General features: G+C 68.0%; 14 protein-coding genes. 7 read left to right on the top strand and 7 right to left on the bottom strand.

What is annotated here, in order from left to right; all coding sequences use genetic code 11:
• Nucleotides 1-154: 154 nt before the first annotated feature.
• The gene (locus LDO15_RS21620; RefSeq protein ID WP_223982309.1) at nucleotides 155-1,786 is read left to right on the top strand and encodes an AMP-binding protein; all 1,632 of its coding nucleotides are present in this window, start codon (nucleotides 155-157) and stop codon (nucleotides 1,784-1,786) included.
• A gap of 4 nt (nucleotides 1,787-1,790) precedes the next feature.
• Here LDO15_RS21620 and LDO15_RS21615 read toward each other — a convergent pair whose 3' ends face one another.
• The 3 genes from LDO15_RS21615 to LDO15_RS21605 all read right to left on the bottom strand — a co-directional run bounded on the left by LDO15_RS21615 (nucleotide 1,791) and on the right by LDO15_RS21605 (nucleotide 4,358).
• Entirely contained in the window at nucleotides 1,791-2,219 is a 429-nt protein-coding gene (locus LDO15_RS21615; RefSeq protein ID WP_223982307.1) for a universal stress protein, read from the bottom strand.
• Between the two features lie 124 nt (nucleotides 2,220-2,343).
• Nucleotides 2,344-3,636: a PLP-dependent aminotransferase family protein gene (locus LDO15_RS21610; protein WP_223982305.1), complete on the bottom strand. Its 1,293-nt coding sequence runs from the start codon at nucleotides 3,634-3,636 to the stop codon at nucleotides 2,344-2,346.
• Nucleotides 3,637-3,794: 158 nt separating this feature from the next.
• Complete coding sequence (locus LDO15_RS21605) at nucleotides 3,795-4,358, bottom strand: NADPH-dependent FMN reductase (protein WP_223982304.1); 564 nt, start codon at nucleotides 4,356-4,358, stop codon at nucleotides 3,795-3,797.
• A gap of 125 nt (nucleotides 4,359-4,483) precedes the next feature.
• On the opposite strand from LDO15_RS21605, the gene LDO15_RS21600 reads away from it, so the two are divergent.
• Together LDO15_RS21600 and LDO15_RS21595 are read left to right on the top strand one after the other, a co-directional pair.
• Nucleotides 4,484-5,128 (top strand): TetR/AcrR family transcriptional regulator, encoded by a 645-nt coding sequence (locus LDO15_RS21600; RefSeq protein WP_223982302.1) that lies wholly within the window; start codon nucleotides 4,484-4,486, stop codon nucleotides 5,126-5,128.
• A 111-nt stretch (nucleotides 5,129-5,239) separates the two neighbouring features.
• Nucleotides 5,240-6,349 carry a Gfo/Idh/MocA family oxidoreductase gene (locus LDO15_RS21595; protein WP_223982299.1) on the top strand — a complete coding sequence of 370 codons (1,110 nt, stop codon included), beginning with the start codon at nucleotides 5,240-5,242 and terminating at the stop codon, nucleotides 6,347-6,349.
• A gap of 76 nt (nucleotides 6,350-6,425) precedes the next feature.
• Here the strand turns inward: LDO15_RS21595 and ald are convergent, their stop codons facing one another.
• The gene (gene ald, locus LDO15_RS21590) at nucleotides 6,426-7,544 is read right to left on the bottom strand and encodes an alanine dehydrogenase (protein ID WP_223982297.1); all 1,119 of its coding nucleotides are present in this window, start codon (nucleotides 7,542-7,544) and stop codon (nucleotides 6,426-6,428) included.
• A 244-nt stretch (nucleotides 7,545-7,788) separates the two neighbouring features.
• Here ald and LDO15_RS21585 point away from each other — a divergent pair, with 244 nt between their 5' ends.
• Nucleotides 7,789-9,009 (top strand): helix-turn-helix domain-containing protein, encoded by a 1,221-nt coding sequence (locus LDO15_RS21585; protein WP_223982295.1) that lies wholly within the window; start codon nucleotides 7,789-7,791, stop codon nucleotides 9,007-9,009.
• A gap of 32 nt (nucleotides 9,010-9,041) precedes the next feature.
• Here the strand turns inward: LDO15_RS21585 and LDO15_RS21580 are convergent, their stop codons facing one another.
• The 3 genes from LDO15_RS21580 to ptsP all read right to left on the bottom strand — a co-directional run bounded on the left by LDO15_RS21580 (nucleotide 9,042) and on the right by ptsP (nucleotide 11,598).
• A complete protein-coding gene (locus LDO15_RS21580; RefSeq protein WP_223982293.1) occupies nucleotides 9,042-9,275 on the bottom strand; it encodes a hypothetical protein in 234 nt (77 codons plus the stop codon).
• A gap of 180 nt (nucleotides 9,276-9,455) precedes the next feature.
• Complete coding sequence (locus tag LDO15_RS21575) at nucleotides 9,456-9,836, bottom strand: helix-turn-helix domain-containing protein (RefSeq protein WP_223982291.1); 381 nt, start codon at nucleotides 9,834-9,836, stop codon at nucleotides 9,456-9,458.
• 76 nt (nucleotides 9,837-9,912) lie between these two features.
• Entirely contained in the window at nucleotides 9,913-11,598 is a 1,686-nt protein-coding gene (ptsP, locus tag LDO15_RS21570; RefSeq protein ID WP_223982290.1) for a phosphoenolpyruvate--protein phosphotransferase, read from the bottom strand.
• A 184-nt stretch (nucleotides 11,599-11,782) separates the two neighbouring features.
• Between ptsP and LDO15_RS21565 the strand changes: the two genes are divergently transcribed.
• From LDO15_RS21565 to LDO15_RS21555, 3 genes are read left to right on the top strand one after another with little or no spacing between them, the layout of a single operon-like run.
• Nucleotides 11,783-12,511 carry a TetR/AcrR family transcriptional regulator gene (locus LDO15_RS21565; RefSeq protein ID WP_223982288.1) on the top strand — a complete coding sequence of 243 codons (729 nt, stop codon included), beginning with the start codon at nucleotides 11,783-11,785 and terminating at the stop codon, nucleotides 12,509-12,511.
• Between the two features lie 58 nt (nucleotides 12,512-12,569).
• Nucleotides 12,570-14,567, top strand: coding sequence for a PTS mannitol transporter subunit IICBA (locus LDO15_RS21560; protein WP_223982286.1), 1,998 nt, complete (start codon nucleotides 12,570-12,572; stop codon nucleotides 14,565-14,567).
• Entirely contained in the window at nucleotides 14,567-15,715 is a 1,149-nt protein-coding gene (locus LDO15_RS21555; protein WP_223982284.1) for a mannitol-1-phosphate 5-dehydrogenase, read from the top strand. Before LDO15_RS21560 ends, LDO15_RS21555 begins: the two co-directional genes overlap by 1 nt.
• Nucleotides 15,716-15,744: the final 29 nt, after the last annotated feature.

The raw sequence follows: 15,744 nt of genomic DNA, 5'->3' as shown, positions 1-15,744 counted from the left end.
CTGCCCACGGAACGGGGTGATCCTCATCAAGTCCATGCCTCATCAGGCCCGTGCCGTATCAACTCCGTGCCGTCCTGTCCTGCAGGTGCGCCGCAGCACTAGAGTGGCACCAGCCGCCGCCGGCCGGGCGGACGCGGATCAAAGGAGATGTTGCGTGTTTTCAAGCCCGTACCCCGACGTCGATGTTCCCAATCTCGGTGTTTACGACTACCTCTTCGGCGGCCTGGGAGAGGAGGACCTGGACCGGGTCGCGATTGTCGACGGCGTCAGCGGAGCCGAGACCACCTATCGTTCGCTGCGCAGCCAGATCGACGCCCTCGCCGGCGCCGTGGCCGCCCAAGGCCTCGGCGTGCACGGCGTGGCAGCCATCCTGTGCCCCAATGTCCCCGCCTTTGCCACCGTCTTCCACGGGCTGCTGCGGGCCGGCGCCACGGTCACCACCATCAACTCGCTGTACACGGCGGACGAGATCGCCAACCAGCTCACCGACGCAGGCGCGGGCTGGCTCTTCACCGTCTCGGCGCTGCTGCCGGCCGCCCGGGAGGCCGCCGAGCGGACCGGTATCCCTGCCGCACGGCTCGTGGTGCTCGACGGCGCCGACGGCCACCCCTCGCTGGGCGACTTGCTCGCCGCCGGCGGGCCGGCCCCCCGCGTCTCGTTTGATCCCGCCACGCACGTGGCCGTGCTGCCCTACTCGTCCGGAACCACGGGCAGGCCCAAGGGCGTCATGCTCAGCCACCGGAATCTGATCGCCAACGTGGAACAGTCCCGGGGGCTGCTCGACGTCGGACCCGAGGACCGGCTCCTGGCGCTGCTCCCGTTCTTCCACATCTACGGGTTGACAGTGCTGCTGAACCTGGCACTGCGCCAGCGGGCCCGGCTCGTAACGATGCCCAAGTTTGATCTGCCCGAGTTTTTGCGGATTATCCAGGATCACCGCTGCAGCTACCTGTTCATCGCCCCGCCGGTGGCCGTGGCGCTGTCCAAGCATCCGCTGGTGGCCGACTACGACCTCAGTTCGGTGCACACCACTCTCTCCGGCGCGGCGCCGCTTGACGGGGAGCTCGGCAAGCGCCTGGCCGCACGCCTCGGCTGCCGGGTCCTCCAGGGCTACGGCATGACCGAGATGAGCCCCGTGTCGCACCTCATTCCGCGGGACGGGCTCAAGGGGAGTGAGGCCCCCGTCAGCTCCGTGGGATATACGGTGCCCAACATGCAGTGCCGCCTCGTGGATCCCGCCACGGGGGAGGACATCCCGGTTCCCGCGGCAGGGACCAGTGCGCCGGGGCACCTGCTGTGTCGCGGGCCGAATGTGATGCTCGGCTATCTCAACCGGCCGGAGGAAACGGCGGACACCCTGGACGCGGACGGCTTCCTGCACACCGGGGACATCGCCACGGTCCGGGCGGACGGGGTGGTGACGATCGTGGACCGGCTCAAGGAGCTGATCAAGTACAAGGGATATCAGATCGCTCCGGCGGAACTCGAGGCGCTGCTCCTGACGCATCCCGGCATTGCCGACGTCGCCGTGATCGGCTCCCTCGACGCCGACGGCCAGGAAGTGCCCATGGCGTTCGTGGTACGCCAGCCCGGCCCCGACGGCGTCGACTTGGACGAGGACGCCGTCATGGCGTTCGTGGCCGCCAAGGTGGCGCCGTTCAAGAAGATCCGCCGCGTGGAGTTCATTGAGGCCGTGCCGAAGTCCGCCTCAGGAAAGATCCTGCGGCGGATGCTCAAGTCCGCAGAGCCAGACGCAGAGCCGGCCGGTGTGCGGGGCCAGCTGTAGGGGCTTAGCCGGCGTCGGTCTTGGCGATGTAGACGTCGCAGGGGGCGTTGTGGGCCACGCTGTTCGCAACGCTCCCCAGCACGCGGCCGATCCCCCGCATGCGCCGGTTGCCGACCACTATCATCCGGGCGCCGGTCCGTTCGGCCTCCCGGATCAGGGCTTCGGCGGGCTTGCCGCGGGCAGCGGCGTAGGTGACCTTGGTGTCGGGGCGGCGCAGGCCGTCAGCGACCGTCCGCGCAACCTCCTCCGCGTTCCCGGCGTCGGACACGATCCACTCGTCAGCGCCACTGGCGAAGACTTCGGTCCTGTCGCTGTCAAAGGCGCTGACCACATGAAGGGTGGCCCCCACCGAGGCTGCGAGGTCGCGGGCGGTGTGCGCCGCCCGCAGGGCAGTCTCACTGCCGTCGACGCCGACAACGATAATTCCGGTCATGGACCACTCCTCTATTCAATGAACCTGGCCAAGCGAACCTTGCGTACGAACCCTGTTAAGCAAACCCTGTCAGACGAACCCTGTCAGACGAACCCTGCCAGCGAAACCGCGCCGGTGACTCAGGCTACAACGCCTCGACTGCTTCGCGCAGGACCGGCGCGAGCCGCCGCACACCCTCGCGGATCGCGTCGGGCGGCACGGCGCTGAACGCCAGCCGGATCTTGTTCGAGGGGTCGTCCGAAGGTGTAAATGCTGCTCCCGGAATGAAGACGACGCCGGCGTCGATCGCCTTCTTCAGCAACGGGTAGGTGTCCACGCCCTCGGGCAGCGTGACCCACACGAAGAAGCCGCCGTCCGGGCGCGTCCAGCTCAGTCCCTCCGGCATGTAGTCGGCCAGGGCGGCAAGCATTGCCTCGCAGCGCTCCTGGTACAGCCCGCGGTAGGTCTCGATCTGGCCACGCCAGTCGTAGTCGCGCAGGTAGGCGGACACCAGCATCTGGTTCAACGTCGGCGGGCACAGGGTGACAGCCTCCGATGCCAGGTAGTACCGGCGTTGCAGGTGGGCCGGGACGAGTGCCCAGCCGATCCGCAGGCCGGGCGCGAAGATCTTCGAAAAGGAGCCCATGTAGATCACGTCGTCCGGGTTCGCCGCCCGAAGCGGGGTCAGCGGCTTGCCGTCAAAGCGGAGCAGGCCGTACGGGTTGTCCTCCAGCACCAAAATATTCGATCGGCGGCATATGTCGACGATGGCCTGCCGGCGCTCCGCCGAGAGGGTGATGCCGGACGGGTTGTTGAAGCTGGGGATGGTGTAGAGGAACTTGATGTTCTTGCCGGCGGTCTGGAGCGCGGCGATCTTCGCCTCCAGCAGGGCCGGAATGATGCCGTCCCCGTCCATCGCCACGGTTTCGACCTGCACCTGGTAGGCCTCGAACGTGTTGAGGGCACCCACATAGGTGGGGTCCTCCGCGAGAACCACGTCCCCCGGGTTGCAGAAGACCTTGGTGGCCACATCCTGCGCGGACTGGGAACCGGCGGTGATCACGATGTTCGCGGGGTCGGCGTCGAGGATCCCTTCCGCCGCCATGACCTCGCAGATCTGGGTGCGGAGTTCCTCGGTGCCCTGGCCGCCGCCGTACTGCAGGGCGGTCATGCCCTGCTCGGCGATGATTTTCGCGGCGGTCTGTCCGAGGCGTTCCAGCGGCAGGGACTGCAGGTAAGGGCTTCCGCCGGCAAGGGAGACGAGGCCGGGGCGCATTGAGATGTCGAAGACGTCCCGGACTGCGGACTGTTTGATATTTGCTGCGCGCTCCGAGAAGAGAATCTCGTGGCGGTGGGCGGACGTAGCCGCACGTTCGATTGCGTCAATGGCCTCGGCCGGAAGGACTGCTGCGGCGGCATCAAGTGTTTCGTGGGTCACAGTCCCAAGGATACTACCCATGTTGTCCCAGGGGAAACGATTGTTTCTGAAATGCGGCCTCCGGGAGGCCGGCCAATGCCCCTCGCTATCCCGGAAGCCGGAAGCCCCCGGCAGACGCGTTGCTGGCGGGGGCCTCCGGAATGGCGGGTTCGGTAGGGCTAGGCTGCTTCCGCGGTGCGGGCTGCGGCCAGCGCGTCAAATACACCCTTGATCTGCTCGACAACTTCGGCGTCGTCCTTGGGGTGGACCTCGGCGAAGCGGACCATGGAGCCGGGGACTGCCAGCTTGACGTCTTCGAGAACCTGGGCGCCGGCGATGCCGACGGCCTTACGGGCCTCGTCCTGGGCCCAGACGCCGCCGAACTGGCCAAAGGCAGTGCCCACGACGGCGGTCGGCTTGCCGGCGAGGGCGCCGGCGCCGAACGGACGGGACAGCCAGTCGATGGCGTTCTTCAGGGATGCCGGGACAGTGCCGTTGTGTTCCGGCGTGACGAGCAGGATGGTGTCGGCGTCGTTGGCTGCGGCACGAAGGGCGGCTGCGGCTTCGGGCACCTGGCCTTCGACGTCGAGGTCCTCGTTGTAGAACGGGATGTTGCCGAGGCTCTCGTGGATGACCACGTCAACCTGCTCCGGGGCGTTGAGTTGGATGGCCTCGGCCAGCTGGAGGTTGGTGGAGCCGGCACGCAGGCTGCCGACGAGGGCGAGGACGGTCTTCTTGGACATGGGTACTCCTGTGCATCACGCCGCGGGACGATTCCGACGGCTGGCTGGTTGTGGAGGCTTTGGGCCTTCACCCATGCTAAACGGACTGCGGTCCGGTTATATTCCGAGGCGCTACAATCAGCGATGTGAGCCTCATCCCTATCCGTCCCGGTGCCCAGTCCGGTGCCCAGTCCGGGGGCGGTCGCGCCGGCGGGTCCGGCGCAGAGTCCGAGCGCCGTGACGCGGCACGCAACAGGGAACTGCTGCTTTGCGCCGCCCGGGAAATCGTCGAGGAATCCGGCGCCGATGCGCTCACGATGGACCGGCTGGCGCAGCGCGCCGGCGTCGGGAAGGGGACGGTCTTCCGGCGGTTCGGCAACCGTGCCGGATTGATGATGGCGCTCCTGAGCGATGCCGAGGCCGAGTTCCAGGGGAGATTCATGTTCGGTCCGCCCCCGGTGGGTCCCGGTGCGCCGCCCCTGGAGCGCCTGATTGCCGTGGGTGCCGCGCGGATTTCCTGGATCCTGGAATTCGGGGAGCTGGCCAGGGCCGCCGACGCGTCCGTCCACAACAGGTTCGATGTCCCGCCGGCCGTCCTCTGGCACCGGCACCTGGAGATGCTGCTGCGCGAAGCCGGGGTGACGGCAGACCCGTGGCTCATGGCGTCGGCCCTGGGGGCCGCGCTGGAGCCGGAATTGTTGCTGCATGCTGTCGGCGTGCACGGGATCGCGCCGGAGCGGCTCGTGGAAACCTGGCGGGAACTCGTCACCAGGGTTGTGGCCGGGGCCTAGCCGACGGCCGCCTTGCCCGACGCCCGCCTTTGCCTGACTGCCTGGCCAGCGGCCTGACCGCCTGCCGTTCCGCCGGGTCCAAGGTGCAGGTACGGAGGTAGCCTAGGCACCATGACCAACGATTCAGCCCGGCCCATCCGCACCGCCGTCGCCGGCTTCGGCCTCTCGGGCAGCGTCTTCCACGCCCCCTTCATCGCCGCAAACCCGGCCTATTCACTGGACGCCATCTCCACGTCCGACGCCGGCAGGAAGTCTGCCGCCGCGTCCAGCTACCCCGCTGCCAGGATCGTCGACACTCCGGCCGACCTCCTGAAGCTCGCCGGTGAGCTGGACGTGCTGGTGCTTGGCACTCCGCCGGCCACCCACTACCCGCTCGCGAAAGCCGCGCTGGAAGCCGGCCTCGACGTCGTCGTCGACAAGCCGTTCACCGTGCGCAGCGCCGAGGGGCACGAACTCATTGACCTCGCCGCCCGGCTGGGCCGGGTGCTCACGGTGTTCCAGAACCGGCGCTGGGACGGCGACTTCCTTACGGTGCGCGGGCTGCTGGACAGCGGCGCCCTCGGCGCGGTGACGCGGTTTGAGTCCCGCTTTGAGCGGTGGTCCCCCGACGTCCCCAAGGCATGGAAGGCGGCCGCGACGGCGGACGACGACGGCGGCGGGGTGCTCTTTGACCTCGGCACCCATCTCCTGGACCAGGCCGTGCAGCTGTTCGGGCCGGCGACGGTGACACACGCGGAGCTGGAGACCCGGCGGCCCGGACAGCAGGTCGACGACGACGTCTTTGTGGTCCTGCGGCACAGCTCCGGGGTGACCAGCCACCTCTGGATGAACATGCTCTGCGCCCAGCAGGGACCGCGCTACCGCATCCTGGGCAGCGGGGGCGGCTTCACCAAGCATGGCGTGGACCCGCAGGAGCCTTACATTGTGGCCGGCGGGAGCCCGCGGGACGCCGGCTACGGAGTCGAGGATCCGGACTGGGCCGGGGTGCTGGGACGCGACGGGCACCTGGACCGGCTGCCCACCGAGCGCGGCGCCTACCCGGAGTTCTACCGGATCCTGGCGGCAAAGATCGCCGACGGCGGTGCTGCCTCGGCGCTGCCCGTCCCCGTCGACCCCGCGGGCCCGGTCGGGGTGCTGCAGCTCATCGAGCAGGCCCGGTCACTGGCGAAGGTCCACGGCTTAGCGGGGGCCGGCCCGGGCTTAACCACCAAACGGGCTTAAGCAACAACCGGCCGCCCCGCACCACCGTCTTGAAGACTCAAGAGGGCGGCGCCGGAGCGGCCGGTTGCGGTGGAACTTACGCGGAAACCAGCTGGTGCCAGTCGGCGACGAGGGGCAGATTGTGCGCCTCGGACACGGAGTGGTGGGCAACCTTGCCGGCGGCGATGTTCAGGCCGGCGGCCAGGGCCGCGTCACGCTCGAAGGCAGCCTTGACGCCCAGGTTCGCCAGGGACACGGCGTAGCGCAGAGTGACGTTGGTCAGCGCGTACGTGGAGGTGTTCGGCACAGCGCCGGGCATGTTGGCAACGCAGTAGAAGATCGTGTTGTGGACCTTGTACGTCGGTTCCTGGTGCGTGGTGGGGTGGGTGTCCTCGAAGCAGCCGCCCTGGTCCACGGCGATGTCCACCAGCACGGAGCCGGGCTTCATCCGGGACACGAGCTCGTTGGTGACGAGCTTCGGGGCCTTGGCGCCGGGGATCAGCACCGAGCCGATCACGAGGTCGGCGTCGACCACGGACTTCTCGATCTCGTACTTGTTCGAGGCCACGGTCTTCAGGCGGCCCTGGTACTGGGCATCGAGTTCGCGGAGGCGGTTGATGTTGATGTCCAGGATGGTGACATCCGCGCCCAGGCCCAGGGCCATGGCGGCGGCGTTGGTGCCGGCAACGCCGGCGCCGAGGACAACCACCTTGGCCGGACGCACGCCCGGAACGCCGCCCAGCAGCACGCCCTTGCCGCCGGCCGGGGCCATCAGGGACGTCGCTCCCACCTGCACCGACAGGCGGCCGGCAACCTCGGACATCGGGGCCAGCAGGGGCAGGGACCGGCCCTCCTGGACGGTCTCGTACGCGATGGCGGTGACGCCGGTGTTGATCAGTTCCTGGGTCAGTTCCGGCTCGGCGGCCAGGTGCAGGTACGTGAAGAGGATCAGGCCCTTGCGGAAGCGGTGGTATTCGGCCTTGACCGGTTCCTTGACCTTCATGACCATGTCCGCGCGGCCCCAGACGTCGTCGGCTTCGGCGACGATCTCGGCGCCGGCGATCGCGTATTCCTCGTCCGTGATGCCGGAGCCCAGGCCCGCCCCGCGCTCTACGAGGACCACGTGGCCGTGGGTGCGGAATTCGTGCACGCCAGCAGCGGTGATGGCGACGCGGAATTCGTTGTTCTTGATCTCTTTGGGGACACCGATGATCATTTGTTGGCTCCAATAGTGAGGGCCTCATGGGCCTGGATGGGCGGGGGATTTCGTACTTCCAGAATAGATCCCGCTGTGAGGCAGGCGACAGGAGCCGGTGCTGGCCTCGGGACGCAATCCGCGTCATTCCGGGGTTTTTCAAATCCGCGGATAGACATTTGTCGAAGGCGCAGGCGTCAGGTGTCGGCTCGTGTCCGTCCGGGCATATTCGCAGCGCGGTGCGCCGGGGCAGTAGTCTGGCAGGATGCAGCAGCAGGACGTGGAGCAGCTCGTGGAGCAGGTGGCGCAGCGGCTGGGCCGCGGCCTCTCCCTCGAGGACCTCGACGGTTTGCTCCTTGCCTACAGCTCCAACCAGTCGCAGGCGGACCGCGTCCGGGTGAACTTCCTGCTCAGCAAGCGCGTCCCGCTGGACGTCATTGCGTGGCAGCTCTCCCACGGCATTGCGACGGCGGTCCGGCCGGTGGTCGTGCCGGCCAACGCGGACCTCGGCATGCTGGGCCGCGTGTGCGTGCCGCTGCTGGTGCGGGGCTTCCGGGTGGGGTACCTGTGGGTCCAGCTCGACGCCGAGGAACCCAGTGGCGCATCCGTCCTCGCCCAGCTGCCGGACGTGGCCCGGGAACTGGAACAGCTGTCCTCCCTCTTGCTGGATTCCAACACCGCCGAGTCCGAATTCCGCCGCCGCCGCGAACAGGAGTTCCTGGCCGCCTGCGCCGGTGAGGCCAATGCGGTGGCGGCTGTGGCCGGCTGGAAGGAGGTCCAGGGCAAGGGACCCTGGCAGCTGGTGACCGTCCTGGACGCGGACGGCTGGGCCGGCGGATCGGATCCGATCGCCGACACGCTCATCCACCGCTCCGCGGCACTGCAGGCCACCATCGGCGTGGACGCCGCACTGTTCAGTGCCGGCACGGAAACCCATGCCGTGGTGCTCTTCAAGGAGTCCACCGGGCGGGCGGACCACGCCCAGGTGCTGGTCCACTACCAGCTCGAACTGGCCAAACGCTCCGGGCGCGCGGTCCGCCGGATCATTCTGGGCACGAGCGAGGGGTTCGCGAAGCCGCGGGAACTCGCCGAGGCCTACCGGCAGTCACGCCAGGCGGCCCAGGCGGCGGCAGTGGATCCGCAGCTGGGCGAGCTCGTCGACTGCCGGGCCACCGGCGTCTACCAGCTCCTGGCGTCGGCGGGCGGCGGGGCCGGGGCCTGGGCGGACGCGGGGTCGGTGTATTTCCGCCTCCTCGAGGACCATGACCGCAACCACGAGCTCCTGCCCGTGCTGGAGCTGTTTTACGACAACGACGGCTCGGTCCAGGAAGTCGCGACCAAGCTGCACCTCCACCGGAGCAGCATCTACAACCGGCTCGGCCGGATCCGCCAGGTGCTGGGCGTGGATCCGCTCAAGGGAATGCCGCGGCTGGAACTGCATGCGGCCCTCAAGGCCCGGCGCTGGGCGGGCCGACCCCGGATTTAGCGCCGGACGTTGGCCCCGACCTTGCCTTCGGCTTAGCCTTCGAACTTGGCGGCGTCGGGGTCGAGGGCCGGACCGGCGTCCTGGCCGGACCGGCCGGCGTCAGGGGCGGGCTGGCGGCCGGCGCTCCGACGGCGGGAAATCCGGCTGTCCACCCAGAGCGACACCGCAACGAAGGCGACGCCGCTGGCCATGTAGGTGGCGGTGTTGTTCAGGCCCATGGCGGTTCCGAAGATGGCGGCGAGCATCATGGCGGCGATGCCTGCCACGATGTGCCATCCTCTGAATTTACCCACCATTGAAGTTTAACCCGCGGCGTATCCGCGTTTCCGCGCAGGGACGCGATCGTTGCTTGATCCTTATCACTGCGTCATGAAGCAGTTTTTCGTGACGCATTTGAGCCGTCGTCATCCCGGCCGGCCGGCGCCTCCGTACCCGTACTACCCGTACTACGCTTCCGCGGTTGGCTTCTTCTGCGTTTCGAGCCACGCCATGATGTCGGCCAGCCGGATCCGTCGGTGTGTTCCCCGGTATTCCACCGGAATCTCGCCGCGGTCGGTCATGTTCCGCAGGTACGTGTGCGAGATCCCTGCCAGCTCCGCGGCGCGGGACGTTGTCAGCATCTCCTCGACGCTGCTGACCGTGACTGCCTCGCCGCGGCTGAAGCGGCCCAGCAGGTCGACGACGGCGTCCCGCGCCGCGGGCGGCAGGCGGTGGACGGTGCCGTCCACGAACACCGTGATGTCGTGGCTGCCGTCGAGGGCATACTTGAGATTCTGCGCGTCCTGGGCCGGGAGGCCGGCCGTCACCCGGGGAGCTATCAGTGCCATGAGTGCATCCTAGCGGCAGCATTGCAGCCGGGGTCCGTCGGCGGGCCGGCCGGCGGACCCCGGCTGCAGCAGACGGTTACAGTCCAAGGTCCTCCAGGACCGGGAGCTTGGCCCTGACCCAGGCCCGGGCCTCCGTGGCGCTCGGCGCGGACAGCGCCAGCTTGGCCAGTTCCTGCGCCTCGGCCAGCGTGACGGTCTTCAGCACGGCGGCGACGGCCGCGATGGAGCGCGCCGTCATGGACAGCGTGGTGACGCCCAGGCCCGTGAGGACGACGGCGAGGGCCGGGTCCGCCGCGGCCTCGCCGCACACGCCGACGGGCTTGTTGTGGCCCTCGGCAGCCGAGCCCTCCACCGTCAGCCTCACGAGCCGCAGCACGGCCGGCTGCCACGGTGTGTTCAGGGCGGCGAGCGGTCCGAGCTGGCGGTCGGCGGCCATGGCGTACTGGGTGAGGTCGTTGGTGCCCAGGCTGGCGAAGCCCACCTCGCGGAGGATGGCCTCCGCCGTCAGGGCGGCCGACGGGACCTCCACCATGACGCCGGGGGTCTTGATCCCGGCCGCGTCGCACAACGAGGCGAAACGGGCCGCCTCCTCCGCGGTTGAAATCATCGGAGCCATCACCCAGACGTCGGCCTCGGACGACTTCTCGGCCAGGGCGATCGCCTGCAGCTGGCGCTCCAGGACGCCCGGCGTGGTGAAGTCCGTCCGGTAGCCGCGGACGCCCAGGGCCGGGTTGGGCTCGGTGGCGTCGGTCAGGAAGGGCAGCGGCTTGTCCGCGCCGGCATCGAGCGTGCGGAGCACCACTTTCTTGCCGGGGAAGGCATCGAAGACACCCTTGTAGGCGGCGGCCTGTTCCTCCACCGTCGGTTCCGTGTCCCGCTCCAGGAAGCAGAACTCGGTGCGGAACAGTCCGACGCCCTGGGCGTTCAGGCCGGCCGCGGTCACGGCGTCCTTGGCCCCGCCGACGTTGGCGAGGAGCGGAACGAGGTGGCCGTCCGCCGTCGTGCCCGTTCCGTCAAAGGCGGACAGCAGCGATGCTGTGGCGGCCCAGTGGGCCGCGGCCGCCCGCTGCGACTCGTCCGGGCCCGCGGTGATCAGTCCCGCCGCGCCGTCCACGTACACCTCGGTGCCGTCGGCGAGCTCGTCGACCCCGACGGCGGCCACCACCGCGGGCAGGCCCAGCGAGCGGGCAATGATGGCGGTGTGGGACTGCGGACCGCCGCCCGCGGTGACCAGGGCCAGGACCTTTTCCGGATCCAGGGTGGCGGTGTCGGCCGGGGCCAGGTCCTCGGCGATGAGGATGAACGGCGTTGCGGAGACGGGAATTCCCGGCGCAGGAACGCCGCGCAGTTCCGCCACGATCCGGGCCCGGACGTCGAGGACATCGGTGGCGCGCTCGGCCATGTAGCCGCCCAGGTTGTGCAGCATTTCCGAGACGGAGGCGCCGGCTTCCCAGATGGCCCGCTGCCCCGAGGTGCCGCGGCCGATCAGCTTGGTGGCGGACTTCAGCAACATGGTGTCCGTGGCCATGAGGGCGGTGGCCTCCAGGACGGCCTTGCCGTCGCCGCTGACGGTGTCGGCGCGGGCCTTGAGCTCGTCGTGGACAGCCTTCGCCGCGGACTTCAGCGCCGCCGTCGCCTCTTCCGCCGTAACGCCGGCGGGCAGCTGCTCTCCGGCGGGCGGTTCGCTGATTGGTTTGGGCATCTGCCGGATGGTGCCGATGATGCGGCCGGGGCTAACGCCTACTCCTGGGAAGTTCTGCACTGAAGGTCCTCATTCTCTGTCGTAGGCCAGTGGCCACTAAGCCGGTAAACCAGGTGCCACAGCTGATCCTGCTGCTCGTTTCCGCCTGCGGCTGACTGCTACGTCAGCGGCGGATCACGGCACCTGCGAAAATTGTATGTGATGTAGTTCATATAGCGTTGCTATAGGTGCTAGGGTAGCGGTTATGAGTATCGATGGCCAGCTACCACCCAAGGCCCGGCTGCTTCGCGCCGCCGCCGAGCTACTGGCCAATTCCGGCGGCTCCCCGGTATCGACCCGCCAGATCACTCAGCTGGCCGGTGTTACGGCACCGACCCTGTACCACCACTTCGGGGACAAGGAAGGGCTGTTCGACGCCGTCGTCGCAGCAGGATTCGACGAATATGTCGCGGGAGAACGCGACTTTGCGCCCTCTGGCCAGCCGCTGGAGGACATCCGGAGGATGTGGGACAACCACGTGCAGTTCGGGCTCAAACAGCCGGAACTGTACCTCGTCATGTTTGGCAATATCCGCCCTGAGAGCCGGCCGGCGATCGTCGCCGATGCCGAGGCCCTCATGGAGGAGATGCTCAACAAGGCGGCTGTCTCCGGCCAGCTCAACGTCCCGCCCAGGGAGGCGGCCAGGTCCATCCTGGCGGCCAACGTGGGCGTGACCCTCATGTTGATCGCGGAAAAGGCGCCCGAGCGAAACCTCGAGCTGTCCGCCATGACCCGCGACGCCATGATCTTTGCGGTATCCACGGAACAGGCCCGGAACAACGGATCTGCAGACGACGGAAAATCCTCGGTGGTCGTGGCGGCTATCGCATTGAACGCGGCACTCCAGGCGTCCCACTCGGACCAGCTCTCCAGTTCGGAACTCAAGCTCTTCCTCGAATGGCTCCACCGGATCTCCACCAGCTCCAACAGCTAGCTCGGCGAAATTATCGGACCATCCTGCAAAGCAGCGGGAACGACGGTTAGGAATTCACATGGCAACAGAGACAGTTGCGAAACCACGCACCAGCGTGCGGGTACACGTCCAGAAATTCGGGACGTTCCTGTCCGGAATGATCATGCCCAACATCGGCGCCTTCATCGCGTGGGGCTTCATCACGGCGCTCTTCATCCCGGCGGGCTTCTTCCCCAATGCAGAGCTCGCCAAGCTTGTCGGGCCGATCATCACGTACCTGCTCCCGCTCCTGATCGGCTACACCGGCGGCCGGATGGTCTACGGCGTGCGCGGCGGCGTGGTGGGTGCCGTGGCCACCATGGGTGTGATCGTCGGTACCGACATCCCCATGTTCATCGGCGCCATGATGCTGGGTCCGCTCACGGCCTGGCTCATGATGAAGGTCGACAAGATCTGGGAAGGCCGCGTCAAGCCCGGCTTCGAAATGCTGATCGACAACTTCTCGGCCGGCATCCTGGCCGCCATCATGGCCGTCGTTGGCATGCTGGTGGTCGGCCCGGTGGTGAAGGCGTTCAGCAACGGCGCCAGCGCCGTCGTCGAATTCCTGGTGGTCAACGGCCTCCTGCCGTTCACCAGCATCTTCATCGAACCGGCGAAGGTCCTGTTCCTGAACAACGCCGTCAACCATGGCATCCTCACCCCGCTGGGCACGCAGCAGGCGCTCGAACAGGGCAAGTCCATCCTGTTCCTGCTCGAGGCCAACCCCGGTCCGGGCTTCGGCATTCTGCTGGCCTACTCGTTCTTCGGCAAGGGCCTGGCCAAGGCGTCCGCTCCGGGCGCGGCAGTGATCCAGTTCGTCGGCGGCATCCACGAGATCTACTTCCCGTACGTCCTGATGAAGCCGATGATGATCTTCGCCGCAATCGGCGGCGGCATGACCGGCATCTTCACCCTCGTGGTCACCGGCGCCGGACTCCGCTCCCCGGCCGCCCCCGGCAGCATCCTCGCGGTCTACGCCGCCACCGCACGCGACAGTTACGTCGGCGTAACGCTCTCCGTGCTGTTCGCCACCACGGTGTCCTTCCTCATCGCCTCGGTGATCCTGAAGGCCAGCAAGGCATCGGCGGAAGACGACCTCGACGAGGCCACCCACCGGATGGAAGCCCTGAAGGGCAAGAAGAGCTCGGTTGCCTCCGCCCTTACCGGGGCCGGCATGAATGCCGGCGGTGTCGCGGTCCTCGCGGGCCCGGTCAAGAACATCGTCTTCGCCTGCGACGCCGGCATGGGCTCCAGCGCGATGGGAGCCTCCGTGCTCCGCAACAAGATCAAGGCCGCCGGGTTCCCCGACGTCAAGGTCACCAACTCGGCCATCGCGAACCTCAGCGACACGTACGACGTCGTTATCACGCATCAGGACCTGACCGAGCGGGCCAAGCCCGCGACCGCCAGCGCCGTGCATGTGTCCGTGGACAACTTCATGAACAGCCCCCGGTACGACGAGATCGTGGAGCTGGTCAGGGCCAGCAACACGGACGGGGGAGAGGCCGACGCGGGTGCCGGGGCCGCAGCCCCTGCCGCCGCGGTCGCGACGGAAGCGCCGGCAGAAGCGCCTGTGGAAGCCGCCTCGGACGTTGAGGCCGGTCCCGCGGGCATCCTCGTGGCCGAGAGCGTGGTCCTCAGCGGCACCGCCACCACGCGGGACGCCGCGATCGACGAAGCCGGGCAGCTCCTGCTGGATCGCGGCGCCGTCGACTCCGGATACCTGGACGCGATGCACGAGCGCGAGGAGTCCGTCTCCACCTACATGGGCAGCTACCTCGCGATCCCGCACGGCACCAACGCCGCGAAGGACCACATCATGAAGTCCGCGGTGTCGGTCATCCGGTACCCGGACGGCATCGACTGGAACGGCAAGGAAGTGAAGTTCGTGGTCGGCGTGGCGGGAATCAACAACGAACACCTGCAGATCCTGTCCTCGATCGCCAAGGTCTTCACCAACAAGGCCCAGGTGGCGCAGCTTGAGGCGGCCACCACGGTCGATGAAGTCCTGGCCCTGTTCGGAAAGGTCAACTCCTAGTGAAGGCTGTCCATTTCGGCGCCGGGAACATCGGTCGCGGCTTCGTGGGCCTGCTGCTGCACGAGGCCGGGTATGAGGTGGTGTTCGCCGACGTCGCGGACTCCCTCATCACCCAGCTGGCTGCCGCTGACAGCTACCAGGTCCACGAAGTCGGGGACGTCCCCGCCGTCCGCACCGTCGATCACTTCCGCGCGCTGAACTCCGGCACCCAGGAAGCCGACGTCGTCGCGGAAATCGCGACCGCGGACATCGTCACCACCGCCGTGGGGCCGCACATCCTGAAGTTCGTGGCACCCGTGATCGCCAAAGGCATCGCGGCGCGCGCCACCGGGCTGGCGCCGCTGCAGGTGATGGCATGCGAGAACGCCATCAACGCAACCGACATCCTGAAGTCCGAAGTGGCCGCCCAGTGGGATCCGGCCGCCGGATCCCTGGACGCCGCCGCCGTGTTCGCCAACACGGCGGTGGACCGGATTGTGCCCAACCAGGATGCCGGGCAGGGTTTGGATGTCACGGTGGAGACGTTCTACGAGTGGGTGATCGACCGTACCCCGTTCGCCGGGAAGGAACCGGTGATCCCCGGCGCGACCTTCGTGGACGACCTCGGGCCGTATATTGAGCGCAAGCTGTTCACCGTGAACACGGGCCACGCGGCAGCGGCCTACTTCGGTTTCGAGGCAGGCCTCGGCAAGATTTCCGAGGCCATGGCCGATCAGGACGTCGCCGCCGACGTGCGCGCCGTCCTGGACGAAACCAAGGAGCTCCTGGTGGCCAAGCACGGCTTCAACCGCGCGGAACAGGAGGCCTACGTGGAGAAGATCCTGGGCCGCTTCTCCAACCCGCACCTGCCGGACACCGTCACCCGGGTGGGCCGCGCCCCGCTGCGCAAACTCAGCCGGAACGAGCGCTTCATCGGGCCGGCCGCCGAGCTGGCCGAGCGCGGGATTGTCCCGGAAGCGCTGCTCGGGGCGATCGCCGCGGCCCTGCGCTTCAACGATCCCGCCGACACGGAGGCGGTGGAACTCGCGAAAATCCTGTCCGCGTCAACGCCGGATGAGGCCACGGAGAAGATCACCGGACTGGCGCCGGATCACCCGCTCTTCGCCGCAGTCTCCTCCCTCATCGAGGAAGCCAAGGCTGTCGTCTAGACCCTTCGATAACGCCGAGCACTGAACGC

Source organism: Arthrobacter sp. NicSoilB8, assembly GCF_019977355.1.
Classification (GTDB): Bacteria; Actinomycetota; Actinomycetes; order Actinomycetales; family Micrococcaceae; genus Arthrobacter.
This window is presented reverse-complemented; position numbering and strand designations above follow the sequence as displayed.